This window comes from Pseudomonas sp. B611 (assembly GCF_055407965.1).
This window is the reverse complement of record NZ_JBUZST010000030.1, coordinates 17,783-43,233: the sequence shown is the minus strand read 5'-3', so window position 1 is coordinate 43,233 and position 25,451 is coordinate 17,783. Positions and strand designations below refer to the sequence as shown.

The 25,451-nt window shown below is 57.4% G+C and carries 31 protein-coding genes and 1 pseudogene; 4 read left to right on the top strand and 28 right to left on the bottom strand.

Annotation, left to right across the window (positions count from 1 at the left end):
- Positions 1 to 445 precede the first annotated feature (445 nt).
- Both ACZRMO_RS29540 and ACZRMO_RS29535 read left to right on the top strand, forming a co-directional pair.
- Entirely contained in the window at positions 446 to 790 is a 345-nt protein-coding gene (locus ACZRMO_RS29540) for a hypothetical protein (RefSeq protein WP_463975212.1), read from the top strand.
- A gap of 4 nt (positions 791 to 794) precedes the next feature.
- Complete coding sequence (locus tag ACZRMO_RS29535; RefSeq protein ID WP_463975211.1) at positions 795 to 1,427, top strand: AbiTii domain-containing protein; 633 nt, start codon at positions 795 to 797, stop codon at positions 1,425 to 1,427.
- Positions 1,428 to 1,542: 115 nt separating this feature from the next.
- Here the strand turns inward: ACZRMO_RS29535 and ACZRMO_RS29530 are convergent, their stop codons facing one another.
- From ACZRMO_RS29530 to ACZRMO_RS29515, 4 genes are all read right to left on the bottom strand, one after another.
- Entirely contained in the window at positions 1,543 to 2,280 is a 738-nt protein-coding gene (locus ACZRMO_RS29530) for a hypothetical protein (protein ID WP_463975210.1), read from the bottom strand.
- Between the two features lie 339 nt (positions 2,281 to 2,619).
- Positions 2,620 to 4,251: a hypothetical protein gene (locus ACZRMO_RS29525; RefSeq protein ID WP_463975209.1), complete on the bottom strand. Its 1,632-nt coding sequence runs from the start codon at positions 4,249 to 4,251 to the stop codon at positions 2,620 to 2,622.
- A gap of 193 nt (positions 4,252 to 4,444) precedes the next feature.
- Positions 4,445 to 5,722 carry a Y-family DNA polymerase gene (locus ACZRMO_RS29520; RefSeq protein ID WP_463975208.1) on the bottom strand — a complete coding sequence of 426 codons (1,278 nt, stop codon included), beginning with the start codon at positions 5,720 to 5,722 and terminating at the stop codon, positions 4,445 to 4,447.
- Positions 5,715 to 6,140 carry a LexA family protein gene (locus ACZRMO_RS29515; RefSeq protein WP_463975207.1) on the bottom strand — a complete coding sequence of 142 codons (426 nt, stop codon included), beginning with the start codon at positions 6,138 to 6,140 and terminating at the stop codon, positions 5,715 to 5,717. Before ACZRMO_RS29515 ends, ACZRMO_RS29520 begins: the two co-directional genes overlap by 8 nt.
- A gap of 101 nt (positions 6,141 to 6,241) precedes the next feature.
- On the opposite strand from ACZRMO_RS29515, the gene ACZRMO_RS29510 reads away from it, so the two are divergent.
- Positions 6,242 to 6,943 (top strand): SOS response-associated peptidase family protein, encoded by a 702-nt coding sequence (locus ACZRMO_RS29510; RefSeq protein WP_463975206.1) that lies wholly within the window; start codon positions 6,242 to 6,244, stop codon positions 6,941 to 6,943.
- Here ACZRMO_RS29510 and ACZRMO_RS29505 read toward each other — a convergent pair.
- The gene (locus ACZRMO_RS29505) at positions 6,940 to 7,125 is read right to left on the bottom strand and encodes a hypothetical protein (RefSeq protein WP_463975205.1); all 186 of its coding nucleotides are present in this window, start codon (positions 7,123 to 7,125) and stop codon (positions 6,940 to 6,942) included. The two genes, ACZRMO_RS29510 and ACZRMO_RS29505, sit on opposite strands and share 4 nt — an antisense overlap.
- Before the next feature lie 83 nt (positions 7,126 to 7,208).
- Positions 7,209 to 8,003, bottom strand: coding sequence for a DNA adenine methylase (locus ACZRMO_RS29500; protein ID WP_463975204.1), 795 nt, complete (start codon positions 8,001 to 8,003; stop codon positions 7,209 to 7,211).
- A 207-nt stretch (positions 8,004 to 8,210) separates the two neighbouring features.
- Here ACZRMO_RS29500 and ACZRMO_RS29495 point away from each other — a divergent pair, with 207 nt between their 5' ends.
- Positions 8,211 to 8,792, top strand: coding sequence for a hypothetical protein (locus ACZRMO_RS29495; protein ID WP_463975203.1), 582 nt, complete (start codon positions 8,211 to 8,213; stop codon positions 8,790 to 8,792).
- A gap of 16 nt (positions 8,793 to 8,808) precedes the next feature.
- On the opposite strand, the gene ACZRMO_RS29490 is transcribed toward ACZRMO_RS29495, so the two are convergent.
- From ACZRMO_RS29490 to ACZRMO_RS29385, 22 genes and pseudogenes are all read right to left on the bottom strand, one after another.
- A complete protein-coding gene (locus tag ACZRMO_RS29490) occupies positions 8,809 to 9,351 on the bottom strand; it encodes a lysis system spanin subunit (RefSeq protein ID WP_463975202.1) in 543 nt (180 codons plus the stop codon).
- Positions 9,333 to 9,896, bottom strand: coding sequence for a glycoside hydrolase family 19 protein (locus ACZRMO_RS29485; RefSeq protein WP_463975201.1), 564 nt, complete (start codon positions 9,894 to 9,896; stop codon positions 9,333 to 9,335). The genes ACZRMO_RS29490 and ACZRMO_RS29485 overlap by 19 nt, the downstream gene beginning before the upstream one ends.
- 63 nt (positions 9,897 to 9,959) lie before the next feature.
- On the bottom strand, positions 9,960 to 11,003 hold the full coding sequence (locus tag ACZRMO_RS29480; RefSeq protein WP_463975200.1) for a phage late control D family protein: 1,044 nt from the start codon (positions 11,001 to 11,003) through the stop codon (positions 9,960 to 9,962).
- Between the two features lie 61 nt (positions 11,004 to 11,064).
- Complete coding sequence (locus ACZRMO_RS29475) at positions 11,065 to 11,727, bottom strand: hypothetical protein (protein WP_463975199.1); 663 nt, start codon at positions 11,725 to 11,727, stop codon at positions 11,065 to 11,067.
- A gap of 74 nt (positions 11,728 to 11,801) precedes the next feature.
- On the bottom strand, positions 11,802 to 12,008 hold the full coding sequence (locus ACZRMO_RS29470; RefSeq protein ID WP_463975198.1) for a tail protein X: 207 nt from the start codon (positions 12,006 to 12,008) through the stop codon (positions 11,802 to 11,804).
- Positions 11,983 to 12,828, bottom strand: coding sequence for a phage tail protein (locus tag ACZRMO_RS29465; RefSeq protein WP_463975197.1), 846 nt, complete (start codon positions 12,826 to 12,828; stop codon positions 11,983 to 11,985). The genes ACZRMO_RS29470 and ACZRMO_RS29465 overlap by 26 nt, the downstream gene beginning before the upstream one ends.
- 9 nt (positions 12,829 to 12,837) lie before the next feature.
- Positions 12,838 to 15,363, bottom strand: a complete 2,526-nt coding sequence (locus tag ACZRMO_RS29460) for a phage tail tape measure protein (RefSeq protein WP_463975196.1) — start codon at positions 15,361 to 15,363, stop codon at positions 12,838 to 12,840.
- Positions 15,364 to 15,503: 140 nt separating this feature from the next.
- Positions 15,504 to 15,809: a phage tail assembly protein gene (locus ACZRMO_RS29455; protein ID WP_256659369.1), complete on the bottom strand. Its 306-nt coding sequence runs from the start codon at positions 15,807 to 15,809 to the stop codon at positions 15,504 to 15,506.
- A 24-nt stretch (positions 15,810 to 15,833) separates the two neighbouring features.
- A pseudogene (locus ACZRMO_RS29450) lies at positions 15,834 to 16,106 on the bottom strand (phage tail assembly protein); the annotation flags it as partial.
- A 14-nt stretch (positions 16,107 to 16,120) separates the two neighbouring features.
- On the bottom strand, positions 16,121 to 16,624 hold the full coding sequence (locus tag ACZRMO_RS29445) for a phage major tail tube protein (protein WP_124527942.1): 504 nt from the start codon (positions 16,622 to 16,624) through the stop codon (positions 16,121 to 16,123).
- Positions 16,625 to 16,637: 13 nt separating this feature from the next.
- Positions 16,638 to 17,810 carry a phage tail sheath subtilisin-like domain-containing protein gene (locus ACZRMO_RS29440; RefSeq protein ID WP_463975195.1) on the bottom strand — a complete coding sequence of 391 codons (1,173 nt, stop codon included), beginning with the start codon at positions 17,808 to 17,810 and terminating at the stop codon, positions 16,638 to 16,640.
- A gap of 70 nt (positions 17,811 to 17,880) precedes the next feature.
- A complete protein-coding gene (locus ACZRMO_RS29435; RefSeq protein WP_463975194.1) occupies positions 17,881 to 18,249 on the bottom strand; it encodes a tail fiber assembly protein in 369 nt (122 codons plus the stop codon).
- On the bottom strand, positions 18,246 to 20,309 hold the full coding sequence (locus tag ACZRMO_RS29430) for a phage tail protein (RefSeq protein ID WP_463975193.1): 2,064 nt from the start codon (positions 20,307 to 20,309) through the stop codon (positions 18,246 to 18,248). Before ACZRMO_RS29430 ends, ACZRMO_RS29435 begins: the two co-directional genes overlap by 4 nt.
- Positions 20,306 to 20,911, bottom strand: coding sequence for a phage tail protein I (locus ACZRMO_RS29425; RefSeq protein ID WP_463975192.1), 606 nt, complete (start codon positions 20,909 to 20,911; stop codon positions 20,306 to 20,308). Before ACZRMO_RS29425 ends, ACZRMO_RS29430 begins: the two co-directional genes overlap by 4 nt.
- Before the next feature lies 1 nt (position 20,912).
- On the bottom strand, positions 20,913 to 21,794 hold the full coding sequence (locus tag ACZRMO_RS29420) for a baseplate assembly protein (RefSeq protein ID WP_463975191.1): 882 nt from the start codon (positions 21,792 to 21,794) through the stop codon (positions 20,913 to 20,915).
- A complete protein-coding gene (locus ACZRMO_RS29415) occupies positions 21,791 to 22,117 on the bottom strand; it encodes a GPW/gp25 family protein (protein WP_463975190.1) in 327 nt (108 codons plus the stop codon). Before ACZRMO_RS29415 ends, ACZRMO_RS29420 begins: the two co-directional genes overlap by 4 nt.
- A 4-nt stretch (positions 22,118 to 22,121) precedes the next feature.
- Complete coding sequence (locus ACZRMO_RS29410; protein ID WP_463975189.1) at positions 22,122 to 22,313, bottom strand: hypothetical protein; 192 nt, start codon at positions 22,311 to 22,313, stop codon at positions 22,122 to 22,124.
- A 46-nt stretch (positions 22,314 to 22,359) separates the two neighbouring features.
- Positions 22,360 to 22,935 carry a phage baseplate assembly protein V gene (locus ACZRMO_RS29405; protein WP_463975188.1) on the bottom strand — a complete coding sequence of 192 codons (576 nt, stop codon included), beginning with the start codon at positions 22,933 to 22,935 and terminating at the stop codon, positions 22,360 to 22,362.
- On the bottom strand, positions 22,932 to 23,450 hold the full coding sequence (locus ACZRMO_RS29400) for a hypothetical protein (protein ID WP_463975187.1): 519 nt from the start codon (positions 23,448 to 23,450) through the stop codon (positions 22,932 to 22,934). Before ACZRMO_RS29400 ends, ACZRMO_RS29405 begins: the two co-directional genes overlap by 4 nt.
- On the bottom strand, positions 23,443 to 24,099 hold the full coding sequence (locus ACZRMO_RS29395; protein ID WP_463975186.1) for a hypothetical protein: 657 nt from the start codon (positions 24,097 to 24,099) through the stop codon (positions 23,443 to 23,445). The genes ACZRMO_RS29400 and ACZRMO_RS29395 overlap by 8 nt, the downstream gene beginning before the upstream one ends.
- The gene (locus tag ACZRMO_RS29390) at positions 24,096 to 24,416 is read right to left on the bottom strand and encodes a head-tail joining protein (protein ID WP_463975185.1); all 321 of its coding nucleotides are present in this window, start codon (positions 24,414 to 24,416) and stop codon (positions 24,096 to 24,098) included. The genes ACZRMO_RS29395 and ACZRMO_RS29390 overlap by 4 nt, the downstream gene beginning before the upstream one ends.
- A gap of 2 nt (positions 24,417 to 24,418) precedes the next feature.
- Positions 24,419 to 25,414, bottom strand: coding sequence for a major capsid protein (locus tag ACZRMO_RS29385; protein ID WP_463975184.1), 996 nt, complete (start codon positions 25,412 to 25,414; stop codon positions 24,419 to 24,421).
- Positions 25,415 to 25,451: the final 37 nt, after the last annotated feature.

The window sequence follows — 25,451 nt, the reverse complement described above, 5'->3', positions numbered from 1 at the left end:
AAAAGCCCCGCTTTCGCGAGGCTTTCGTATGAATCTTGGCGGGAAACCAGGGATTCGAACCCTGGGAACGCTATTAACGTTCGCCGGTTTTCAAGACCGATAGGCAAATTCACGCGGGCCAGCGTCCTGAAGGCCGTTGGCGTTCCATTACTTACGGCTTTCTATCAAGCTACAGGCCGCATTCTGCATGGGGTGCTTTTTGAGTTCGGGAACTATTTTGCCCTCCCCCGGCGTCCCGCCGAACGAACGCAAACCACAGAAACACCAAAGTTTTACGAAATACATCTTGACTGCTTTCGGGCAAAATCTGACACGTTTACAGCCTTAGGCCGTTACCACATAGGGGAGACGAAACACTGCCCGGTGGAGTTTCGAAGTTGCCATGCTTCTGGCGAAACTGGATGATGCAGTATCAAGTCGCCATCTCGGAGTGAGGCCGCCTCATATGAGCAAAACGAATAACATCTCTATCGGATCCATGCACAGCTCTCAAGTGCAGCAAGATGCTCAGCACTCCAGTCAGCATTATGACCAGAGTGTTCAGCACCTTGATCTGAACGCCTTCTTGAACGCCTTCTCACAAGACATTTCGAAGGTCAACGATCAGGTTGTCGCACAAAGGCTGCGATCTGACGTCGATATAATTAAGGCGCAGAACAGCTCGCCGGCTCCGAAGAAGGGCGTCATCCAGGAGTGCTTGGGTTCGATCAAAAACGTCTTGGAAGGCACTGCCGGCAACGTGCTTGCCTCATACCTACCTGCAGTTATCACCTTCATGGGAGCGCTATGACTCCATGGACAGCCTAGTATTGGAACTACAGAGTGACGTACTTGACCGGACGATCCACCTTCCAGATCTGTTGCGTAAAGCATTGCTCGTATCCAGAAAACTCAAGATCAAGGACATCGAAGAATGGCTCAATGACGAACTCAACGGATACGATGCACGCTCAGTGCCCAGCTACCGGATTGTCACGGGCGAACTGAAAGCCTTCAATCCGTATAGAGGATGGATCCCTGTCGACATGGGCGGCGAACTCCACGCGTCCATGTGTGAACAACCTGCACGAGACTCAGTGAGCCAGCTCATTGACCTAGTAGAGCGCACTGAGACCGGAACGGTGATGGTGAAATTTTCTGCCGATCTCAACGCGGCCTTCAAAAACTTCATGAGGACAGATTACGAGCCGGTTCTGCACGTACCTGTACACAAGCTAGTTCGCATTCTGGACGTTACAAAAACCAAGATCATGGACTTCGCCCTGGATTTGGAAGCGCGAGGGATTCTTGGCGAAGGTATCCGCTTCAGCAAGGCTGAGGAACAGCTCGCGCAGTCGATCACATACAATACGATCCATATCGAGAGAATGGAAAACTCTCAACTGCAGCAATCCACAGACGGATCAGGACAGATTAGGACTAGATAATAATCGGTGCTTGTTCGGCGCTAGTCTTATGAAACCCAACCAGGTTAGACATCTGCGAGGCCCACAGGTAAGTGAGTACCGCCGATCATCAGGACTCGAACCTGGTCATTGAACACTACTTATTTATCTCAATCCACTTCCGCGCACCCTCGAAGAACTTCCTCGATTGAAATTTGATTTCATCGTTCCACTCACGGTCGTCCACAAATGATATTTCACCAATGACGTATGCCCCAATTGTTTCTACATTACTACGCAGGCGGTCCAAGACCCCAGACTTTTCAGCCTTCTCAGACAAATACTTGACTTTAGCTATTCTGGATGTCAACTCCATCCAAATTTGAGCCTGAGGAATTCCTAGAACAAGAGAGACCTGCAATGAGTCCGACATCATTTGATGGCTCCACTTACTCATGTATGCAATAGCCAGAAGGCTAGCCACTTCGGTCTCTCCACCAAGCGTTATTATATTGTGCTCTAGATCTTCGATTCGAAGCGCTTTGAATTCAGCTAGAGATTTAGAGTGCCCGAATATCTCAGCACGCTGAAAGCTTTCGACGTGACCAGCCACGAGTGAATTCAAGAGCTTTCGTGCTTTTCGCTCAGCGTTCACCCTCGGCATCCAGTCTATAAAAACATAGAAAATGTATGCCGCCACCAAGCCAGTGAGCATGTCCCCAACGATATCTTCAAAGGCTTTGGACTGAAAAAACTCAACCCAGTTTTTCCAATCAGACCCTCTCATATAGTCGGGGACATCCAGTTTCAACTTGACTAGCATCAGCAGCCCAAGCGCAATTACGGAGCCGCACAGTAATGCCCTATCTCGATACTTATCCCACCAATCCAACATTGCTATCTATTCCCGCGATCACAATATAATACCCCCGCAGGGGCCTGATTATTAGCATTTAAACTTACACTGCTTTGCCATCATGGTTGTGAGCCCGCGAAGCGAGGTCTCGAAATCGACTTCCTTTTTCAGGCTTTCATTGCTTCCAGGGCCGCCAGTTGCTCAGTCAGGTGTTTTCGAGTCGACGAAATCCAACAAGACGGGACACGTAACACCTCAGATATTTGGTGTTGCGAGTATAGGGAACTCACACAAGATCTATAATCTACAAAACCATGCACTCTCACCGCCCCCAACCACAATCGACTTAATACAACCAAGCACCCACAAGCGCAAGCACTATCTCCTCACTCTAATTTTCGGAAGAAACCGGACAAGCCCCACCATAAAAAATACCAACACGAAGGAGATTAAAATACTTACAATCTTTAGCTCGTTAGTATTGTTACCACCAAAAAAAATGGCTACTGGCTGTATTAACTCTGGTGAAAGTGCTGCCGACGCAACTATACCAAACACAATTGTCATCCTCCTCATATCTGATTCAGACGAAATTTTTTCATCTAGCTCCAGTGCCTTTCGCACTACATCCATTTTCTTTTGCGTCAACGTTTCGAGCCTTGCAGATTTTTTTCCGCGTAACGCTTTTTGAAAAAAGTCTGAAATCTCCTCATAATGATTAACAGCTCCCAATGACTCTTCAAAAACCATTACCTCAAGCTCTAATCTTGCCAAATCAACCGCCGTAACGCAATTGCCTACCTCATCCAAAACCGCTGACCGATAAGTCAATATGTAGTGAATTACAGAACTCAATACCTCCACATCAGACACTACGTTTTCGAAAATCGCACCTGGCTTACCGTCTGAGGTTTGCAACTCTTTTGAAGACATAAGAATTAAAGATACACCCTCCTGAGAAAAGTGATTAAAATCATCAAAAGAGCGTAAATCGACATAATCAGAATTTTTATAAATCGAGCCCTCAGCATGAACCACCTTCGACAAAACACTATCAATAAATCTTTTATGCAGACCTGAGTTTTCTATAGAATTCGCTTTCTGATTAGTATGACTTGCCACACAAATTATAGGCTTTCTATAAATATCGCCTATAAATTGTTCACCTGAATATTTCCGAGAAAACCATCCTATCTTACCAGGAACCCTCCCCGTCACCACAACACGATGCACTATTTTAAATATCAAGTCGGAAAAATTGTTAAGTGAAAAACCTTGAACCGCCACCAGTTCAACTCCTTGTATTTTGTCCCCACCCGCATCAAGCTCTTGGCAACTACTCAAACGACTTTCAATATGCGCCTTCATTCCCTTAAACGTTCTCAAGCGCTCAAAAAAGCTTTGTTCCGATATTTGAAGATCTGCGCAACTCAGGAAAAAGTGCTTATCACATAACACCGAATCCAAACTGGCATAGGGCCGATTAACCTCGCAATTCACTACCTGCTCAACAGTTGCGGATACAAACCCAGAAATGCGCATCAAAGTAACAGTTACAACACCACTAGCATATACGGTAACATAAGGATTAACCCACACATATCGTGGATCCGATGACGCCTTGACACATACAGGCTTCATAAACAACCTTGCACTAACCGCAGGAAAAATCACATCATCCCCAAATATCTTTCTCCCGGACAAATGCAATTTCAAAGCATGCTCGTACATAAATCTAATAGGACCGCCTTTATATAGTGAAACAAACCCACTCTCACCACGTATATCCAGGCTTGTCCCCGCCACATTAACACTCAAATCAAGCTCATCAATACGAAGCATGCCATCAGCCTGATAAAACAACTTACCATCATCACCTAAAGCGAATTCAAAAATCGGCGACTTCACCAACCGACTACAGAGGTCAAATACATTTATTTCACCCGGAAGCTTGCTCGAATGAATATAAGAAATAGTACCCGAATACACATCCCCCACTTCTCTTTGCATCTACATACTCCTTAAGCATTAATTTAATATCACCTTATTTCCACTTTTCGCGCACCAGATATATTGGTAATTTATCTCTAACCCCCCAAGCCATATCTACATCACACCTAAAAAAACAGCACACCTCAGATAGGGATCTTAGAGTAAACCCCTGGTAAACATTGAGAGCGCAGCTCAAATATATAACCGACAGCTAGCTACAATCTACCTTCCAAAGCTGATCAAGATTGGTAGTATAGCTGTCGCTCATCATCTCCCGACGCATTCCCCAGTCGGAATCTAGCGGCACACTGGCAGACCGCAGTGTGCCCCTGCCCCATCTTTGGTTGACCTTATCCAGCACTGTCATTAATCGAGTTGCGTCTACCGACTGCGATGTAGCAAATAAATCATCGGTGTACTCGCCAGGCTGGCACAAGTTGAGCAGCATCACCTCAGCCTTGCTGTACTTAAACCCTGGCCGAAATATGCACTCCAGCGCACCTAACGCCGCCTGCGTGAGCACGCGCACGTCGTCAGTCGGATACGGCATATCCATCACAACCCCATTGGCATACCTCGCCTCCTCCGCGTTGAACATGCCGGTGCGGATGCACACGCGAACCTTCTTGCACAGCGAGCCCTGGGCACGAAGTTTCTCAGAAGCCCGCATCATGTAAGTGGCCACAGCCTCCTTGATGGGCGCCAGCTCCGTCAGCCGCTTTCCGAACATGCGACTGCAGCAGATCTCCTGCTTAGGCGGGTCAGGCTCGTCCAGCTCCAGGCAAGGCGTGCCGCTCAACTCCCTGGCCGTCTTCTCGATCACAACACTGAACTTCTTGCGGAGCGTCCACGGATCAGCCTTAGCCAGGTCCATAGCCGACTTGATACCCATGGCATCAAGATGGAGTTTCATCTTTCGACCGACACCCCACACTTCCGCCACGTCCGTATTACGAAGCACCCAGTCACGCTTCACCGGGTCGGTGATGTTGACCACCCCACCGGTTTGGGACTGCAGGCGCTTCGCGGTGTGGTTTGCCAACTTCGCCAAGGTCTTTGTGTGAGCGATACCAACACCGACAGGGATACCCGTGCAGCGAAGTACCTGGGCGCGAATCTGACGGCCTAAGGCATCCAGCCCACCAATACCGGTCAGATCGGCAAACGCCTCGTCGATGCTATACACCTCAACTGCCGGCACCATCGCCTCAATCAGGCTCATCACGCGCTCGCTCATGTCGCCGTACAGCGCATAATTCGAGGAGAACGGGACAATGCCGTGCTGCTTGAGCTTGTGCTTGATCTGGAAATACGGCTCGCCCATCTTGATGAAAGGCTTGGCGTCGTAACTACGGGCGATGACACAGCCATCATTATTGCTCAGCACCACGATGGGCACCTTCGCGAGGTCGGGCCGGAATACACGCTCGCAGCTGGCGTAGAAGCTATTGCAGTCGATCAGTGCAAAGGCCGGCTCTTGCTTAAACATGGCTGCGCACTGTGCTGGTGATCACGCCCCAGATCGACAGCTCGTCGCCTTCGAGAACGTAGCGTGCTGGGAATTTTGGGTTCTCGGAAAGCAGTATCACCTCCTGGCCACGCTTACATAGGCGCTTGCACACGGGCTCATTGTTGAGCAGTGCCACCACCACATGCCCGTGGATCGGCTCGATGGCACGATCCACCACGGCGAGGTCTCCATCAAAAATCCCGACGCCTTGCATGCTTTCACCGGTGATAGCTACCAGGTACACATGAGGCGCACGGATGTTTAAAACCTCATCCAGCGAGATGTGCTGCTCGATGTGATCCGCTGCCGGCGATGGAAAGCCGGCCGGAACCTGGAACGAGCACAACGGCAGCTTCGCGCCGACTTCAGCGATGGGACCTAAAATGGTAAAGCTCATGGCGCGACCTTTTACATATACTGTACGAATGTACAGTTAACTTTGTAGGACGCTTGCGGTCAATTTTTCTGTAGGGGATTTCGACAAGCGGAGAGGTGCGTATGTGTGGGCGATTCGTGCAGTACGAAGGGATGGCGATTTTTATCGAAGAGCTAAACCCACAGATCGAGCTATTCAGTGGGTACGACGCCGTGCCGATCAATCGCTACAACGTCGCTCCAACGACACGGGTGCAAGTGCTGCACACCGCAGAGAATGGCCTGCATATCGATGCAGTCAAATGGGGATGGGCGCCCTTCTGGGCCAAGGGCAAACGCCCCGATCCGATCAACGCCCGTGTGGAGACGGTCACCACCGGCAAATTCTTTAAGCAACTGTGGCCGACTGGCCGAGCTGTGGTGCCGAGCGAGGGGTGGTATGAGTGGGTCAAAGACCCCGACGATCCGAAGAAGAAACAGCCTTACTTCATTCGCCTGAAAAGTCAGAAACCCATGTTTTTCGGCGCGCTCGCCCAAGTAAGCCTTGGCCTGGAGCCCAACGAAGGAGACGGTTTCGTGATCATCACCGCCGCCAGCGACCAAGGGATGGTGGACATCCATGATCGCAAGCCTTTGGTGCTAACGCCTGAGCATGCCAGGGAGTGGCTGGATCCAGGTCTTGCGCCAGAGCGCGCTCAAGAAATAGCCACTGAATGCTGCCAGCCAACCGAGGATTTTGAGTGGTATGCCGTTGGCAAAGAGGTAGGGAACGTGAAACATCAGGGAGCCGAGCTACTGCTCCCGTTGTCATCAGAGGATGATTAGCCCTGCAAGCGCTGCTCGAGCAGTTGAGCGGCCGCCGGGAAGCCTATCCAGGTTGCGTTGTGATCAAGCCCACGGCCAGCCAACACAACAGCAGCCAATTCGTTAAGGTCAATCTCTCCTCGCGAGGCCGCCGCAAGAAGCTGAGAGGGCAGGACATTCAAATGGTGGGAGGCAGTTTCCATGGGGTTCATCCTTCGTTTGCGTGACCACAGTAACGCTCTACCATAAACACATAGCAAGCCAATCAGATCGAACATGGCGACCATCAAAACAGTCCCCCTAATGCGGCTGGCTCCCAGTTCATGATCACCAACTCTCCACTGACATCGGCCCTTCCCTGCCGCTGGTTGGTAGTGCTGTAGCGAATATCAACGGTTTCAAAATGGAAGCCATCAAAGACCCGCCGAATGTCCGGGTGATCATTGATGCTGACCATGACCTTGCCTTTGCAGCGACGCATGAAGTCCGCCATGCGCTCGTAATTCTCAAAGGGAAAATCCACGCCATACCCGGCGGTCTGCCAGTAGGGTGGATCCATGTAGTGGAAGGTATGGGCACGGTCGTAGCGCTCAGCACAAGCAAGCCAGGGTAGGTTTTCAACGTAGGTGCCGGACAACCGCTGCCACGCTGCTGACAGGTTTTCCTCGATCCGCAGCAGGTTGATTGCCGGCCCGGTCGTCGCGGTGCCGAAAGTCTGCCCTGTCACCTTGCCGGCAAAGGCATGGTGCTGCAGATAAAAGAACCGGGCGGCGCGCTGAATGTCGGTAAGGGTTTCAGGACGGGTCATCTTCTGCCACTCGAACACCTGCCGAGAACTGAGCGCCCATTTGAACTGGCGCACGAATTCTTCCAGGTGGTTCTGCACGACGCGGTACAGCGTCACCAGGTCGCCGTTGATGTCGTTGAGGACTTCAACCGGCGCGGCCTGGGGGCGCATGAAGTACAGCGCAGCTCCGCCGGCAAACACTTCGACGTAGCATTCGTGAGGTGGGAAAAGTGGGATAAGGCGGTCGGCCAGGCGGCGTTTGCCGCCCATCCAAGGGATGATGGGTGTAGACATATAAAAGCAAGACCTTTGCTGTATGGATAAACAGTGCTAGGCTCGCTCCGCTTTGTGCACGAAGCAGGAGCCTTGGCTGGACTTGCAGGGATGATCTGCGGGTACAGCAACCGGTTTAGATGTTGACGCATCAAACCGGTTGCTCTTTTGGTTTGCTATGAGATCAACTCTATCTCCTCGTAGGCTACGAAATAACAGGAAGTAAAATTGAATCCTCAAACTCTCTTGGCTCTGGTAACGCTTAACGACCTGAAAAGTGCCGCCTATGAAGCGCTCGCAAAGCGTCATAAGATGCCTGCGCTATTATTGTTTTATTCATTCATCGACATTTGCGCAACACTAGCCAAAGAAGGCGATGGCAAAACCACAAATCAGGACAGATTCAAAAATTTTCTAGTTAAATATCACCACTCCAAATGGAGCCAATATTCTCCTTACGATCTCTGGGCTGCCAGAAGCTCTCTGCTGCACGCGTACTCTCCTCTCGGAGACCACGCAACCAGGGTCAACCCACCCAAGACGATTTTTTATTATTCATGGCCTGAGAAAAAAGACGTTGTTCATGCTGCAATTTCCGCACGCGGCTATGAAAACTTTTATCTTATGGACACCAACGACATAAAAATAATTGCCGTTGATAGCTTCAACACTCTCTGGCGCAGGGTTGAACAAGACGAAGCCTTTGAGTTGCAATTTAGAAAAAACGCTACTCATTTACTCAGAGACTTCAACTTCATCCAGCTTGAGAACGAGCTGACGTTTCTCGACGAGCTAAAAGACATCACCTGAGCCGCGAAAAACACTATTACTGAATCCTTATGAGTTCACGTACATAACTCTGGCATGCACCCAGCGCAATCAGTCCTTGGTCGCCGGCATCGGTGATGCCGATAATTCGTTGAGCATGCGCTGGGTCAAGTTGGGCTCTTGTGGGGCCATGAACCACGCGGCCGGTGGCGGTGGTGGTTGGCACTGCACAGCTGCTGGTGGCTTCGGTGGCGGCGAGAACGACTGACAGCCGCAGATCAGCAGTAGCCAGGCGATCACGCAGACGAGCCTGCTTCGTTTGCTCATCGGTCAATTCCTTGTGGTGGGTTTCGTCGTTGTTGTGCAGACGCTGCTCCAGGGCGAAGCGCTTGTCCTGCTCTTTGCGTTGCAGGGCGGCAGCGGCTTGGGATAACTCGCCGAGGGTGTCGGCATGGAGCCGGGCCTGGTGCTCAAGCTGCTTGCCGTAGCGCCAGTCTTGGGCGGTCCAGGCCAAGGCAGCGGATCCGGCGGCCAACATCACCAGCAGCAGGCCGACCGCCGCAATCCGGTATTGCGTGGGGATCAGGTCGAAGAGACGCATAACACCGCCCTCGCCCTGGCCCATAGTTGCAGCCGATCCTCCAGGCCGTTGAGGCCTCCGTTGATCCGCCAGGTGATGGTGTTGAATTGCTCTTGATCCGCGAGCGCGTTTAATCCGTTTATCGACCAGAACCACGCGGCCGACTCAGCGGCCCATTGCGGCAGTTCGAGCAGTTCCGGCGTGCGCAGCAATCGCTCATCGCCGAACAGCGCAAGGCTGCAGCGCAGGTAGTTGTCGTGGCCGGTGATCTGGATCAGCCCGCGACCGCGATAGCGTTGGCCGTCGCCATCGGCTGCCGGCGTGTTTCCCAGCTTGGCGGCCAGCGGGCCGGTGTCGTACTTGCTGAGGTACTGATCGCCCCCCAGTTCACGCACGTATTGCAGTTGGCCTGACTCGTGGCCGATCTGGGCGAGGAACGCTGCCTGCCGCTTCGGCGTATCGATCTTGCGGTTGGTCATGGCCGCGTTGAGCGCGGATACAAAAACGCCCGCTTGGCGGCGGGCGTTGGGCATGATGCGTTGCAGTTGTTGCTCGGTAATGGACATCGCTTTTTCCCAGACAAAAAAATACCGCTCGATGGCGGCGGGTGGTGAAGCAGGTACGGCCAGTTACAACTCCAGGACTTTCACCTCCTTGGACGTCTTCTTTTTCTTGCCGGCCGCCTTGGCCTTGCCCTTCTTCCCTGCGTTGCACTCGACCGTGGTGCTCCAGCCGGACTGGGTGAACACCTGCTCCACGGAGTCGACCAGGAACTCCCCATCCAATCCGTCCTTGAAGCCTTGCGCGTTGATCTGCCGTTCTGCAAACAGGTCCGTGCGCCCTACCATCTCCAGCCGCACCTCGGCGGTCGATCGGTTGAACGCGGCGAGCCGGGCTTTCACGGCTTGCTCAGCGGCGGATTTGTTCGGGTGGATGTGGCGGTCGGTGTGAACCGGCGGCAAACCGGCAGGCGCGTCGTCGTTGTCCAGGGTCAGGTTGACCAGCTCGCCGGTTTTCTTGTCCTGGTACTTGGCCTTGACGGCCTTCTGGGTGGTGCGGTCGAGGAAGCGGAATTGCCAGCGGCTGACGTCACTGCGCCGGAGGGTGATCGCTGGCAGGCTCTTGCCGCTGGCGGTCTGGCCGCTTTGGCGAGGCAGCACCAGCAGCTTGCTGTCGGCGACCTTGGCTGTGCAGTCGTAGCCTTTGGCGAGCCGGGTGATGAAGTTGTAGTCCGATTCGTTCAACTGGTCGGCCCGAGGTACGACCGTGGCGACCGTGCATTCGGGTTTCCAACCATTACGTGCAGCAATGTCGCTGACGATCTTGGACAGCGGTACGTTTTCCCAGCTACCGCTGCGGGTGGTCTTGCCGCTGCCGCGCATGTCGCTGGCCTTGCCGCGAATGACCAGGGTGTCGGGCGGGCCGGAGACCTCGATGTCGTCGACGGTGTAACGGCCCACGCGTGCCAGTGCCTTGCTGTCGTAGCCGAGGTAGACCTCGATCCCGGCGCCCTTTTTGGGGAGCGCGACGGCGCCGTCACGGTCGTCGATACGCAACTCGAATTCGTCGGACTCCATGCCGGGCTTGTCGAGGGTACGTAGCAATAACAGGCGGTCATTGATCAAGGCCGTAATGTCAGCGCCATCAGCAATAATCTTGAAGACAGGTTTCAAAGATAGATCCCCAGAGACGAAAAAGCCCCGCGAGTGCGAGGCTAGTTCTGTGACAGATGGTTTAGAACGATTCGATAGGTTTCTTTGCGGCTTCAGCCACTTTCTTCCCCTCCAGCTTTGGAAAACCAAACCTGATAAGTAGCGCGGCTTCCGGCCCTTCACCCGTTATGATTATTTCAGCCGAGCGCACATTATCGGGCAAATCTGCAACCTGACTGGTCACGGTTGGATATTTCTTATTTTTGTCGACGCCTTCATAGAAGGTATACGTCAACGTACCGCTGTTCATTGCGCCGCCTTCGTAACTGGATAGTTTAGATGAAAGGTCATCTCTACTTTTCGCATTAGCAGTGGCCTGAATAACGTCAAATTGAGATTTATCATCTGACAATATCGAGAGCTTAAACGTCTTTGCCAACGTGCCTACCGAGGTTGCAAGAAGGTCAGAATCGTAATCGCTGATCAATGAAAGCATGATCAGTTTGGATCCGGAAAAAATCAGTGCGGCTGTAAACTTGTGCCCGATAAAATCCACATCATCAATGCAGCGAGCAACGCCCCCCACGTCTTCGGAGCAGTCGTAGTAACCCTGGGACTCTTTGAAGTCAGTGACCGAAGTGCCGTACGTGTAGTTTTTGAACAGGTTGTCTGCTGCCATCGCGCCCCAGGAGGTAGCCAGAAGGCCCATTCCCAGAAGAGCGCCTGCGATCAACTTCTTTCCCATCACATCACTTCCTTATGAAAACCCATATTAGGTAATGGCCGGATGCTACCAATCTTGCGCAGCCGTTGTCTTCCTCAATCCCACAACTGCACCTGCTCGGCACCCGACTGTTCGATGTCGGGGAAAGTGATCAGCAGCCCCGTACGCAAGGGTTGCGGCTCATCCGCCAGCAGGCGATTGGCAGCCAGAACCGCTTCAACCGTGCCATTGAGGTGCCCGTAATGCTGGTAACACAGCGTGTCGAGCAGGTCGCCGTCAGACGTTCTGCATATCATCGCCATAGCGTGTGAACTCCAAACTGAAGGTTTGCTTGCGCGGGATCCCGCCTGCCAGCAACGCGCCCTGCTCTTCCTCCAGGCTGCGCAAGCACCAGGTGCCCAGGACAAAGCCGTAGCCAGTGGTCAGGTTCAACGGCAGCAGCTGGGCACCAATGGAACGCAAGGTATCCAGTTGTTTGAGCCCGCCTTTGAACGCAGGAAAGATCGCGCCCTTGAGGCTCAGCTTTTCTTCCCCCATGCCCACGGCCTGCTGCGCCGGCCGACGACTGAGGCGCTCTTGCGAGGCCCAGCGGAACTCTGTTTGCCGGCGAAGTTCGTCGAACGCTGCCGTGTCCAAGTTGAAGTAGAACGGCTGCGCGTTGGTTTGCAGCGGCTGCAAAATCAGCAGATGCGGGAACGGTTTGACCGCTTCCGCCATCGGCGTGGCATTGGGCGCCAGGGCGCTGGTGGGCAGGATGTTTGCCAGCCGGGGATCGACCTTCCCGGCAACCTGGTTGATTGCCGTCCCGGCCCGGTAGGCTTGTTCCTTGAGCGTTCCCATACGCTCATCAATGCCCGTCATCGTTCGGGTGGCTTTATTGTAGGTTGCCAGCACCGTCCCGACTTTGGATTGAGCGGCGCCGATCCCGCGCATGACGCGCTGCAGCTTTGCACCAACCTCGGGCGGTACACCGGGAAGACTGGCGATCTCCTCAGCCGCCCCGGTGATCTCGCTGATCGCGCCATTCACCGGGCCGATCATGTCGTCAATGCTGTGCCGGCCAGCCTCCCCGGCCTTGACCAGGGATTTAAAGCCGGCCTGCAATTGCTCCATATAGATCATTGCTCCCCCTTAAACATGTGGCGCGTCGAACAGGTTGCGTCGTGCCTGCTCCCGGCTGAATTCCTCAAACAGCTGACGCATGTGCGGCATCATCTCCTGCGCCAGTTGCCGTGGATCCTTGACGTCGCCCTGCACCGTGACACCCACGGTCGGGGAGAATTGCCACTGCTGATCAATCCGAGGGGGTTCCGACTTCGCGGCAACCCCGGCACTGAGCAAGGCAGGAGCAACCGCCGCTGCCGGGGCAGCACCCAACGAACGCGACACGTCGCCCAAGGCTGGCCCAGGTGCTGCGGGAGCCCTGAGCCTCAATGGACCTGCCGCTATTGGCGGCGCCATCTGCGCCAATCGCGGCATGGGCGATGTACCAGGTGGTGGCAGCAGCAACGGCGAAGGCTGAACCGGCAGCACCAATCGTTCAGCCGGTGCGTCCGGCCCGCCGAATGCAGCCTTGCCGACTGCACCGCCCAGCTCACCGCCGCCCCAGCTACCAAGGAAACCGCCGATCAACCCGCCGACCACGGTGCCGATCACCGGGACAACAGAACCAATCGCTGCCCCAGCTGCTGCACCGGCCAGTGTCCCGGCCAGCGTGCCAGCGGCATTGCCATAACCCTCGGCCTTTTCGTCGCGGGTTTCGGCGTTCTGATAAGTGTCAGCGGCAATCAACCCGGCCTCGATCAGCGCCATCGGCGCACCGACCTTAGCGAAACCAAGCCCCTTGCCCATCATCGCCTTGGGTGCAAATCGGCTGGCCGTCGCACCAATCGGCGCAGCCGCCGCAGCAGCGCTACCAACAGCCCCTCGACCACCGCGACCACGCTTGCCCTTGCCCCGCCGCCGCTTGCCGTCCCCGACGTCGACCCCACCAGCACCGCCGGAAGGGTTGGTGACGAACACCCGCTGGATCACATTCGGGTTGCCCATCAGCGAACCACGGGCCACATTCACCAAGCCCTTGCCGATCTTGATCGCATTGATCGCGGCACCCAGTCCGACCACACCAGCGGCCAGCACCGTCGCCCCGCTGATTACCGTTGGAAACTTACCGGCCAACTCCCCAAGCCCATACGCGACCTTCGCCAACCCATCGGCAGCCAGGTCAGTCAACGGCCGCACCGCATCTCCAATCCGCGTCATCGACGATTCAATGCCAGCAGTCGCCGTCGCCCACTTCCTGTTGGACGTCTCCCGCGCCTTCGCCGCATCCGCCTCGATCTTAGCCTTGCCATCCGTGCCCTTGATCACCGACATGTCGGCCTTGATCTTGTCGCCGTATTTGATCTGCGCAAGCAAACCCGCACTGGCACTCTGATCGCTGACAATCGTCGCCAACCCCGCCGCTTCAGTCAGCGCGACCATGGCCTGCGCTTCCTCCGCACTACCATCGACCGAGCCCTTGATCTTGGCCTTCAACGCCTCGATTTTCTTGGCCTTGGCCGGATCCTGCTTCTTGATCAACTGCTCGCTGAGCATGATGAACGCATCGACCGGGTTCGCTGCCTTGCCGCTTTTGGTCGCGGCGAGGATCGAGCCGGCCAAGTCATAACCTTCCTTGGCGAAGCGTTCCTGGCTGGTGCTGCTGATCACTGCGTTGAGCAGGTTGTTCATGTTGGTGGCCGCAGCCGCCGCGTCCTGGGTTTGCGAGAATTGCGATTGCAGGCTGGCACCGAGGAAGCGCACCGCCTCGGGGCCTTCCATGCCCAGGCGCTTGATGTTGCCGAGCATGGCCGGCAGGTACTTGGCCATCTCCTTGGGACCGAACGCGCCGATGTCACCGGCGGCGGCCACCTGCCCCAGCGAGGCGGCCATGTCAGCCTGCTTTACCCCGGCCTCCTTGAAGGCGTTGATCAGCGTGGCGATGGTTTCGGGCTCCATCCCCTGGCCGTCGATCAAGTCGGCGATCTGCCCGGCGTAACCGGCAGCCACGTCCCACTCAACACCCTTTTCGATCAAGGCGCCGACCGACTTCGCCAACAGTTGCTGGCTGATGCCCTTTTCCGCCGCGACCTTGCTGATGCTTGCTGCCAGCTCGGCTTCATCGCCTGTGCCGGCAGTGTGTGCCCACAACGACATCTGGCGGATCTGCGCCTGGTAATCGCCGGAGACCTTGGTCGGGATCGCCAACGACGCCGTGAGCGCCGCCGCTTTGCCGAGGGAGTTCTTCATCCCCTCTTTGCCCTGCTGGATCTGCGTGTGGCCCAGCGCCTTGAGTTCGGCGCCCCGCGCTACCTGGCCGAGGGCCTGGTATTCCTTGCGCAGTTTGCCGACTTCAATGCCCTGCTCTTTCAGGGTTTTGAGGTTGCCTTCCAGCTTCCGCAGCAGGTCACCGGCCGAAGCTGAACCGGTGTCGTGGGCTTTTTTCCATTCGTCGCGCAGGCGGATCGTGTCGCCGATGGTGCTTTGCAGCACGCGGGCCTTGGTGCCGGTTTCGCCGAGTTTCTTGATGCGGCCTTCAACGTCCTTGAAGGCGGCGCCGACCGTGGAGCTGACGACGCCGCCGATGACCAGGCCGAGCGCCAGGTTGTTTGCCATGAGAACACTCCAGGCAGGGATGCGGGGCTCAGTCCGTGAGCCACCAGATCATCGTGGAAAAGGGCATGGTCTCGATTTCATTGGCGGCGAATGAGTACTGCGTCGCCAAACGCTTCGCGACCTGTCGCTGCAGGGAGGCGCTAAACCCCGTCATCCTGCACCAGGCGAAAGTAGGCGGCTTGCAGCCGCTGGTAGTCCGTCAGCTTGAGCCCCTCCAGATCCTTGGTGTTGGATTCAGAGAGGCTGGCAAGCAGGATGGTTTCGCGCTGTTCGTCGTCGCCATTGGAAGCTGAAGTTGCGGTACGCACGTCGCGCACCGTGGGCGCCCGGAACGTCAGGCGGTCGAGTTTGATATCGTTGATGTCATACGCCTTGGACAGCGTGACCACTGCGCCATCGGAGCCAACGACTAACCAGGTCGGCGTGTCGCCCTTGTTTTCGGGCATACCGGCGTCTTGCAACAACCGCGAGTAGGCGGACTGCAAGCGTGAATAGTCCGTCAGCTTGAGTCCGTCGAGGTCAACAATGCCGGCATCCGCGAGGGATGCGAACAACGTCACTTCGCGCAATACCTCGTCGTCGCCACCGATTGCGTCGGAGGCGCGGACTTCACGCAAGGTCGGAGCACGCAGGGTCAGTTGGTCGACCTTTACGCCGTTAATATCGCTGGGGCGCGTCAACGTGATCGTCGCGCTATCCGCTTCGACGGTAAGCCAGGACGGCAGCTTTTTCAGTGTTTTCATGAAAGCTAATTCCCTTACATGCCCAAGTCGCGACGGACGCTGGCAAGTTGATCGACGCCGTTGATAACCCGGACGCAGTTGATTGGGTCGATCTCGTACATCAGGCGGCCGCCGACTTCGAGCTTGTAATAGCTGACTGCCACGGAGTACTTGAACTCCCCCGCCTCGCCGGCTTTCCAGTCGCCCGGATCGATCTCTTTGAGCATGCCGCGCAGGGTGGCGACCACTGCCGTGGTCGCACCTTTCTGGCCTTTGAAGGAACCCCGGAACACACCGTTGAACGCCGTCTGATCGGCGAGCCCAAAAAACTTCATGGCTTCAGGGCGCGCACCTTTGCCAGCGAAACCGGCCTCCAGTTTCTCCATGCCCTGGTCCATCTCCACCGGGGCATCCATGCCACCGGCGCGATGCTCCTCGGTTTTCAAGGTGAGCTTGGGGAGCGTCACACTGGTCATCTCCCCGTTAAAAGCAACGCCGTCGATATGGGCGTTCATGTTGTAGAGCGTTTGCGGAACCATCGGCGGCTCTCCTTTATGCGTTGGTGTCGAGGACTTCGGTCAGCCACTGGTCAGTGACCTCGACCCGGAAGTTGGGGTTTTCTGCCGGCGGGACGTCGGTGAAGCGGATGTTCCAATACACCTTGCCCTGCGCCAGTTGGCTGGCCGTGTTCAACGTGGGGTCGGCGAACACCTCGAAGTTGATCACCGCTCCCTGGTTTTTCAGGTCACGCATGAACGCCGCGAGGCCTTCGGTCACGTCGCTGACATAGGTCTTGGTGATCGAGCGGTCGACCGCCCATTTGTGGCCGTAGAGGATCGCGTCCATGACGATGTCCATGGTCCGCACGCGGGTGACAAACGCCCACTTCGGATCGCTGGAACAGGTGCGGTTGCCCCACAGGCGGTAGCCGTCATCGCGGATGATCGTGGTGATCTGCGCGTTGTTGAGCAGGTTGGCCCGGCAGGTTTCGTCGCCGTCCAGGAACTCAATGGGGCGACCGGTGCCGGTGAGGCCGACGAACTCTTTGTTCGACGGCGAGGCCCAGAAGCCGTACTCCGAGTCGGTCCAGGCGAAGAGCCCAGCGACCCACGCGGAACTCGGTGCATTGACGGTCGCACTCTTCTCGGTGTCCCAGTACTGCACGCCGGGGTCGACGAGGAACACGCGCTTGCTGCCGAAGTTTTCGCGGTATTCCATCGCGGCTTCGTCGGTGGTGTTGGGGCCGTCGATAATCGCCATGGCCCGCAGCTTGTCGCTCAAGGCAACCAACGCCGTGGCGACGGGCAAGGTCGCGGTGTGTTTTGGCGCGGCCAGCAAACGAGGCTGTGCGTTGAAGCGGCTCTTGCCGTCGAGCAGCGCCTGCATGCCGGTACGGGTGCCGTTCGCCAGGACGCCGCCGATGATGGCCGAGGTCTGCGCGGCGGCGTCTTCAACCTTCGCCACGCCGCAGGCAACGATCACCGCTTTGGCGCGAACGTAGATCGCCTTGATTGCCTGGGTGATTGCGGCGTCAGGGCCCCAGGCGGCAACCGCTTCGCTTTCGCGGGTGACCAGCACCAGTTGGTTGGGCAACGCGCTGGCAGCGGGTCCGGGGGTGAAGGTGTCGCAAAGGCCGATGATCGACGACGACGGCACCGCGATAGGCCGCGAACCGGTGTCGACGTTGCTGACGGTGACACCGTGAAAGAATCCACTTGCACTCATTGTGCGGTCTCCAGAAATGACGAAGCCCCGCACTGGCGGGGCTTAATGGTTGAACGGGATGTACGGACGGTTAATCCGTTGTGCTGGCTTCGTCAGGTGACAACGGCCACAGAATTTCGGTCGGGAAGTCCGACTGCCCTTCGATACGGTTCAGGGCGATGCGGTATTGCCGCCACAGCGCCAGGCACGCTATTTCCTCTTCGGTAGCAGTGTGGGTGTCCACAGCATCTTGCAGCGGCCCCATGCGATTGGCCGCTATTGCCAGTAACTTGTCGCGAGCCTCTTTGGCCTGGAGGGTAAGTTCGCCGATGCCGGGCGGAATCTGAATGAGTGGCGGAGGTTCTACTTCCGTGAATACTTCGTTGGGGAGCAGTTCGTCATCGCTACCTACTGCCCGCCAGCCCGGCATCCCATCGTTACGCACCGCAAAACCATTCATAGGTTGTCCTCCCAGCCCGTGGCGACAAGCTGTCCAGAAGAACTGCCGCTCGCGTAATAGATATTCCTCGACTCCAGCAGGATCAACGCGCTGCTGTTCATATTCATTGGCGTGCTGCCCGGCGTCGTGACACACAGCGGTGCCAAGTTGGTCGCTGAGTCATAGCCCCCATAGGCATTGTTGGGCGCCGCAATGACACCCGCTGGACCCGTCTGAATATGCACGGTGCAAGCAATTGCCCGCGCTGTTGGCGGTATGAAAGGGTCCACGCTGACGGTCACGAAAGTGGGAGGATGGTTCGCCACCCCCTGAACCCCTGAAGCCATCCCGCGTGTAAACGGAATGTTGGTTCCAAGCCTCCACTGCACCCGATTTCCAAACTGAACCATAGCCAGTGGAAATTTATTGGCCGTCGTGTCGGTCATGATCCAGCCCACGCGCGCATAGCGAATGTCACCTGCCCAGGGCTGCGTCGGAGGCGTTGCGCCGGTCGACAGGAGAGCTGCCAGATCACCATTAGCCGGGTTGTAGATAACCCAAACGCTGTACCACGTACCGGCAGCAATGACGCCGACGTCAAGACCACCAGCGCCCGTAACGGCTGTAGATGCAGCAAGGTTGACCAACTTTATGGTCGATGCTGCACCTGACGGGCCTTGCAACACCAACTGATCTGCTGTGATTGAAACCACGGCATTTGAACCCGTAGTGGAGAGCCTCAGATTTCCGCTCGCTCCACGAACCGAGGGGGCTGCCTTGGCAGTTTTGAGCGGCGTCATCATGGCGCTGTCGTCAAGCCCAGCATTGGCTTGTGCCTGGCTAGCTACCTTTGCCGCACCTAGTGTCGCTTCTGTGGCTTGAACTAAAAACTTGTTGAAGGCCTGGAGAACACGTAAAGGCGTCATCGGCAGAGCATTGTCTGTCCCGGTCTCGGCTTGCAATTGAGTTGGAACAACAATCCCATAACCACCCAACGTTGTAGCTTTGTCAGGCTTCGCAGCCAAAGCGCTGTTCATGGCATTGGCAAAGTCCGGATCATTGCCAAGCGCCCGAGCGATCTTACCCAGCTGGTCCAAGACACCTGGCGCAGTACCAACCAATGCAGTAGTGGCAGCTTGAATCGCTGCGGTTGTTTGAGTTTTGGTAAAAGCATCGCCGATGCCATAACCGCCGAGTGTTGTTGCCTTATCGGCCTTCGAGTCAAGGTTGAGGTTGGCGGTCGTCCATACCTTCGATCCGCCCCAGAGCAAGTCGCCAATAGGCGACATCGCCATGTCCCTGGCGAACAATCCTTTCCACGTGAAGACAATACGCGGCGCATATGCCAAGTCAGTCTTACTGCCTTCGACTTCCTGCGCTTCGCGAATCAGCAGCGCACCACCGCCGCCAGAACCATCGGTTCCACCCGGTTGCGGTGCAGAAAGCGCGGGCAACTGACGACTTACCACGCCTACCCGAAGCGCATCGGTGATGCCGTACCCAGCAAGTGTCGTTGGATTTGCACCAGATACGACGATGCCATATTTGTTGATCGTGACCTGGGTGTAGGTTCCGGCTTTTTTATTCGCCGGCAATACCGCGTCAATCGCTCGATCCACATATTCCCGTGTTGCCAGCACAATCGCGGGATCGATCTTCAACACGATATTGGCGATGCTGGAAACAATGAAGTTCATCCGCACAATCTGTGTGCGACCTGACCCCTGATCCAATGCAGGCTTGAAGCTGGGCGCGCAGTTGGAAACCGCGACCAGATCGCCGTCAGCGTCGTACAAGCCGATCTCGCGGATCCACCAGCCGCCAATATCTGCCGGGATTACCTGCTCGGCGATGATCACCGCCGCGTTTACGGGATCGACTATCACTTGATTCAGAGGTGCCCGTCGCCGCTCGTTGATCAGTTTGGTCTGGCTCGCGTTGGGAATCGGGTCGGTGCCATTGGCATCGCCAACACCCAGCGCTGTGAGGTTCCAGGGAATGCCCAGAGCGTTGGCGTTAGCCAGTTTCGCGGCCCCCACGTTGGTGAGGATCGCCATAAATTGCGAGTTGCGATCAATCATGGGTAAACGTCCAGAGTGTCTATGCTGTGTTCGCGCCCGACCATGCTGATGTAGCCCGTGACTTCGATGTCACGCTGCACAGGTGGGTACACGTCGATTACGTCGCCTTCGTAGAGAGCGACACCGATGTTTATGGCGCCTTGGGTTTCCATACTGATCGCCAGCCCGGTCAGGGACCGGCTGACGGGTTTGGCGTCGTCGATCAGGCGCTCCAGCTCCAGGTACATATCTTCGGTAATGCCGGTGTCCAGCACACCGACCTTCAAGGCGAAGGTGCCGGGGACGCCTTTCGGTGTGGTCTGCCACCACTCGATCACCTCGATCAGGTAACCCAGCGGCTCGACCACTCGCCGCAGGGCGCCGATGGTGCCCTTGTGCGCATGCACGTAGAACGCGGAACGGATGGCCGAGCGCTTAACCGCTTCCGACCACTTGTTGTCCCAACGGTCGACGGACCAGGTCCAGGCCAACCACGGCAACAACTGCACCGGGCAGGTGTCCGGGTTGTACAGCGAGCGCAACGGGATCTCGGTCTTTTCGGCGAACGCCACTTCAACGGCGCGCTCCAGTTGCGTGCTGTTGAGGGGTAATAAGCTGTTCATGTCATCCTCCGAGCACCACGCTGAAGCCAGTGCAGTACGCCGCCTGGGATTTGCTCGGTTTCAGGTCGACCCAGTTTTTCAACTCGACCCGCCCGACACCGCTGATGTGCAGTTGAGCGTCGATGCCGGAGCGAGCGATTTCCAGCGCGAGACGTTTGCGCGGGTTGATCCAGGCAGCGAGGCGCTTGATGGCTTCGGACAAAATCGCGTCGTTTTCCGGGCCGGCGCCGATCATGTGCAGCACTGCGTCGATCCGGTACTCCAGGATCTGCGCGCTCTGCACGGTGAGGCGGTCGCCCACCGGGCGGATGTCGTCGTCGCTGAGCGTGGCGTACACCTGATCCAGCAGCGGCTGATCCGCCTGACCGCTGCCGATCAGGCTGAGCACGGTCACCACCACGACGGCCGGTGACGGGCTTTCCGCCGTGGCATCGGCCACCAACGCCGACGCGTTGCGTGCGTGGAAGATGTAGCTGTTACGCGGGCCGGCCGTGGTCAGTCCTTCGTACACCAGCTGGATCCGCTCGCGCAGTGCGTCGTCCGATTCCCGGACTTCTTCGACCGGCGGCACCGCCAGCAGGTTGGCCGGTTGAATGACCAAGCGCTGCAGCTTGACGTTGCCCGCGAGCTGATCGAGATCTTCCTTTTCCGCGTAAGCAAGCAGCAAGGCCTTGGCCGCATCGTTGACCCGTGCCCGGTTCTGCATCTTGCCGTAGGCGCCCAGTTCCACCAGCTTGACCACCGGATCGCTCTCCAGCGCCGCCGACCAGTTGTCGCCCATGAACCCTCGAAACGCCGCGAGCCCTTCGTCGTACAGTGCTTCGTAGTCCAGGGTCTCCAGCACCTGCGGCGCCGGCAACGCCGATAAATCCACCGTGCTCATGCCGACACCTCCAACAACAGGCTTTCGCCCTGATATTCACCGGTCAACTTGAATTCGATGCGGCCACCGACGATGGCGACGACCTGCACCTGTTCCAGCTTTAGCCGCGGCTCCCAGCGACCCAGCGAACGGGCCACCTCGGCCTGGACGGCGCTTTTCCAGCCGCCATTAACCGGCAGGTCGACGAAGCGCCGGATCTGGCTGCCGTACTCGGGTCGCATCCGCCGACTGCCCACGGGCGTGGCGAGAATGTCCTCGATGGACTGCCGGAGATGGTCGAGCCCGGACATCGGTTTGCCGGTGCGGCGATCCATTCCGATCATCGGGTTACTCCTGCACCAGTTCCGGGTGAGCCTTGAGGAACGCGAGCTGCTCGTCGGTGGTGGCCGTCACGTGGGCCTTGGTCACCGCCAGGGTGCTGCCATCGGGCAGGATCAGGGTGCGCGAGGTGAAGAGCGTGTCGCGGAAAACGCGGCCGGGCACCACCTCATCCTGGCTGTCGGGTTTGGTCTTGCTCATGAACGGAGGCTCCTAAAACGAAAAACCCGCACAAGGCGGGCATGGGTCAGTGTTTGTGGTTCGGCGTGTTGCCACCGACATCGATGACCTTGCCGTCGCTGTTGATGTCACCGGTCGTGTTCAACGTGCTGTTGATCTGGGTCGCGCCGTCGATTGTGACCACGCCCACCAAGTGGATCTGGCCCGACGCCAGCCGCATGCTGTCCGGCGTTATCTCCAACACCGAGTCACCGACCTTGACCGTGACGTTGCCCGCCGGCAGATCGATGGTGTAGCTGTGTGCCGCCCAGTCGTAGACCAGCGAGCCACCGTCATCGAAACGCCAGACCTCTACATGGTCGCGGTTGTCCGGTTGCGCGCCGGCATTGCCGTACAGGCCGGCGATGAATGTGCCCATCGCCGGTTCTCCGCTGGGGCTGATCAATGCGCCCTGCTCGCCCAGGCTCGGCGCCCGCCAGTGGCGCGCCTTGCCAGCGGCCTGGCTGTGCCAGCGCACCCAGGCGCTGGTCCAGTCACCCGACTTCACACGCACCATGGCAGCTGGCAAGTCCACCGCGACAACAACGCAGGGCATCACCGTGGAAGCGATCATCCGATCATGCTGGGCCGTGGCGTAGCTCATCGCAGATCCTCCGGTTTGATCTGCCCAACACCCGGCCCGAGGTCGATGACCAAAGTGCCCGGCGGTTCGTCCGGCCACGGCCATTCCTCGACGCCCAGGTAAACCGTCTGGTCCCACTCCACCAGCCAGACGAAATAACCGTCCAGCTCAGGCTTGGTCCAGTCCTGGGTGGAGCGAATGAACTGTGCGCAATCCACCTCAAGGCCCCAGCTCTGTCCGCGCAAAAGCACGGCCAGTTGGGAGGCCAGCTGCACCGCCTGACGCTGCGGATCCACGCTGATGGAATCGACGACAATCCGCGCTTCGAACTTGCAGGTGAGCGCGGTTTCACCCGTGCCGAGATCCTGCGCGGGCTCCATCTCGGCCATCTCCAGCAGCACCACGGGTGTGGGGAGGCTGGTGTCTGCTGACAGGTCCGGCCAGAACGAAACGCCCTGAAGGCCCGGCAACTGATCCTGCAGGTGCTGCTCGATGGCCTCATACAAACGGTCGAGGCTGAAAGGTTGATCAGGCACGGGCGGTCCCCTTGAGGTACTTCTGCAGTTCAAAGTTGAGTTCCTGCTTGAGGATCTCCAGCAAGCGCTCATCGGCCTGTTTGACCCAGTTGTCGAAGTGCGGCCGCACCTGGTCCAGCGAGACCTTGGCTTTCGCCAGCGGGAAGCGGTTGTCGCTTTCCGCGATGAAGCCGGAGCTGCGTCGGCCCTGCGTGCTGCCGGGGTAGTCCGTGGCGTTGAAGTGCTTGCTCGACGTGCGAATCCAGATGTCAGGACTGCCGCCATAGACCTGTTTGAAGAACGCGCCCTGGTAACGCCGCCCCGCCACCGAAACCCCGGCGCGGGTTTGCCGAGCCTTGCCGACGCGGCTGGCTTCGATGGCGTTGACCCCGAACCACAACTTGCCGCGCATCGCCCCGCCGCTGACCGGGTAAGCCCGTAGGCGTTGCCGCACGGCGCCGATGGCGATGCGTTCCTGCTTGCCCACGGCGCGGGCGATGTGGGTGCGCAGCCAGCCAAGCGTCTTGTTGATCGCACGACGTTGCGCCGCTGCCGCAGCCTTGGGCACCAACTGCCCGAACTCGCGCAACGCCTGGGAATGCACCGCTGATGGCTGAATGTTGAGCATCCCGCTGTCGCGGGTCTGGTGTACGTAGCTGCCGATACTCATGGGCGCTTCCTCAGGATCAGGGCCACCAGGCCGTTGCCGTTGGGTTCCAGTTGCAGCAGGTCGTAGTCACCGCCGCCGTCCAGGGCTGGCACATCGACCGTGACCCGCAGACCTCTGCTCAGACCTTCCGAATCCTTCACGCGAATCTCGAAGCGTGGCTCGCGGATGGCGGTCTGGACCTTGCCGAACGCCGGTTGCTTCCACGGTGCCGAGAACATGCCCAGCACCGGCTCGGCGCGGCCTTCGATCAAGGCGCTGTCGCCGAGGGTTTCAAACACCACGTCGTCGATGTCGTCGATCAGCTCGCGGAAGGCCACGGTCACATCTCCAGCAGGATCTGCGCTCGAGGCCGCGTGCAGAGGTGCAGCGGGTTGGACTGGGCCTCACCGGCCACACCCTTGCCGAACTGCAATGGCTCGATCTTGCTGTAGTACGGAATGCCCTGGGTGTTGACCGTTTCCATGTAGTCAGCCGGTGCAAAGCACGAGATGTACAGGTCTGGCACGCCTTCGGGGATCAGCAGCGCCTTGTCGTCGTGGACGAACGAAACACCCGCCACCTTGCCGCGATAGCGCTCCCAGACAATTCCGCCGAACTCGAAGCTTTCACGCGCATCGCCACGGAGCGCAGCGGCCTGCATGGTGTTGAGGTAGGTGTCTTTGACCGATTTGTGGGCAATCAGCTTGTTCCAGAAGTTTTTGCCGCACAGACCACGGGAACCGCTGCTGGTGACGCTACCAAGCGCCTCCTCTTGCATATCCAGCGCTTCGCCACATTTGACCCGCAGCTCGGTGTCTGGACTGTTCAAGCCCATCTGCAGCTTCTGGCGATTCACGCCGAAGGATTTATAAATATCCAACAGGACTGTCTTGCCATCGGCGTCCAGTACTTGCCCATTCAGGGCGCCCATGCGCTGGAATTCATGGGTCGCATCCAACTGTCGGCGGGCCTTCGCCAAACGCTTGTTGACCACATCCTGCACCGCCTGCAACTCGGTGCGCGTGCCGAAGGCGCGGATGCCCTGGATCTCATCGGCCTTGATGGTGAAACGTTCCGGCAGGTGCACGGTGTTGAAAGGGATCAGCGTCCGCTTGGTCGCGCCGACCACCAGGCCCGACGTACCACGCTCACCCGCCGGCACCAGGGCCAGGGTGTCGCCGTCCTTCTCGATCTGCACGGTCAGGGTGCTGATGCCCTCTTCGCGGAACAGGCCCAGGCTGCTGATGCGGCCCGGCAGGTATTCCTGGTCATTGATTGCAGCGGTCAACGAGGAGACGCTGAACGCATCGTCTTCAAAAATGGCGATCTCGGCCATGGGGGTACTCTCCAGAAACGAAAAATCCCGCACGCGG

Coding starts and splice junctions, on each gene's coding strand:
- ACZRMO_RS29540 (WP_463975212.1), top strand. CDS start 446: ATGAGCAAAACGAATAACATCTCTATCGGATCCATGCACAGCTCTCAA.
- ACZRMO_RS29535 (WP_463975211.1), top strand. CDS start 795: ATGGACAGCCTAGTATTGGAACTACAGAGTGACGTACTTGACCGGACG.
- ACZRMO_RS29530 (WP_463975210.1), bottom strand. CDS start 2,280: ATGTTGGATTGGTGGGATAAGTATCGAGATAGGGCATTACTGTGCGGC.
- ACZRMO_RS29525 (WP_463975209.1), bottom strand. CDS start 4,251: ATGCAAAGAGAAGTGGGGGATGTGTATTCGGGTACTATTTCTTATATT.
- ACZRMO_RS29520 (WP_463975208.1), bottom strand. CDS start 5,722: ATGTTTAAGCAAGAGCCGGCCTTTGCACTGATCGACTGCAATAGCTTC.
- ACZRMO_RS29515 (WP_463975207.1), bottom strand. CDS start 6,140: ATGAGCTTTACCATTTTAGGTCCCATCGCTGAAGTCGGCGCGAAGCTG.
- ACZRMO_RS29510 (WP_463975206.1), top strand. CDS start 6,242: ATGTGTGGGCGATTCGTGCAGTACGAAGGGATGGCGATTTTTATCGAA.
- ACZRMO_RS29505 (WP_463975205.1), bottom strand. CDS start 7,125: ATGGAAACTGCCTCCCACCATTTGAATGTCCTGCCCTCTCAGCTTCTT.
- ACZRMO_RS29500 (WP_463975204.1), bottom strand. CDS start 8,003: ATGTCTACACCCATCATCCCTTGGATGGGCGGCAAACGCCGCCTGGCC.
- ACZRMO_RS29490 (WP_463975202.1), bottom strand. CDS start 9,351: ATGCGTCTCTTCGACCTGATCCCCACGCAATACCGGATTGCGGCGGTC.
- ACZRMO_RS29485 (WP_463975201.1), bottom strand. CDS start 9,896: ATGTCCATTACCGAGCAACAACTGCAACGCATCATGCCCAACGCCCGC.
- ACZRMO_RS29475 (WP_463975199.1), bottom strand. CDS start 11,727: ATGGGAAAGAAGTTGATCGCAGGCGCTCTTCTGGGAATGGGCCTTCTG.
- ACZRMO_RS29470 (WP_463975198.1), bottom strand. CDS start 12,008: ATGGCGATGATATGCAGAACGTCTGACGGCGACCTGCTCGACACGCTG.
- ACZRMO_RS29465 (WP_463975197.1), bottom strand. CDS start 12,828: ATGATCTATATGGAGCAATTGCAGGCCGGCTTTAAATCCCTGGTCAAG.
- ACZRMO_RS29460 (WP_463975196.1), bottom strand. CDS start 15,363: ATGGCAAACAACCTGGCGCTCGGCCTGGTCATCGGCGGCGTCGTCAGC.
- ACZRMO_RS29455 (WP_256659369.1), bottom strand. CDS start 15,809: ATGCCCGAAAACAAGGGCGACACGCCGACCTGGTTAGTCGTTGGCTCC.
- ACZRMO_RS29445 (WP_124527942.1), bottom strand. CDS start 16,624: ATGGTTCCGCAAACGCTCTACAACATGAACGCCCATATCGACGGCGTT.
- ACZRMO_RS29440 (WP_463975195.1), bottom strand. CDS start 17,810: ATGAGTGCAAGTGGATTCTTTCACGGTGTCACCGTCAGCAACGTCGAC.
- ACZRMO_RS29435 (WP_463975194.1), bottom strand. CDS start 18,249: ATGAATGGTTTTGCGGTGCGTAACGATGGGATGCCGGGCTGGCGGGCA.
- ACZRMO_RS29430 (WP_463975193.1), bottom strand. CDS start 20,309: ATGATTGATCGCAACTCGCAATTTATGGCGATCCTCACCAACGTGGGG.
- ACZRMO_RS29425 (WP_463975192.1), bottom strand. CDS start 20,911: ATGAACAGCTTATTACCCCTCAACAGCACGCAACTGGAGCGCGCCGTT.
- ACZRMO_RS29420 (WP_463975191.1), bottom strand. CDS start 21,794: ATGAGCACGGTGGATTTATCGGCGTTGCCGGCGCCGCAGGTGCTGGAG.
- ACZRMO_RS29415 (WP_463975190.1), bottom strand. CDS start 22,117: ATGATCGGAATGGATCGCCGCACCGGCAAACCGATGTCCGGGCTCGAC.
- ACZRMO_RS29410 (WP_463975189.1), bottom strand. CDS start 22,313: ATGAGCAAGACCAAACCCGACAGCCAGGATGAGGTGGTGCCCGGCCGC.
- ACZRMO_RS29405 (WP_463975188.1), bottom strand. CDS start 22,935: ATGAGCTACGCCACGGCCCAGCATGATCGGATGATCGCTTCCACGGTG.
- ACZRMO_RS29395 (WP_463975186.1), bottom strand. CDS start 24,099: ATGAGTATCGGCAGCTACGTACACCAGACCCGCGACAGCGGGATGCTC.
- ACZRMO_RS29385 (WP_463975184.1), bottom strand. CDS start 25,414: ATGGCCGAGATCGCCATTTTTGAAGACGATGCGTTCAGCGTCTCCTCG.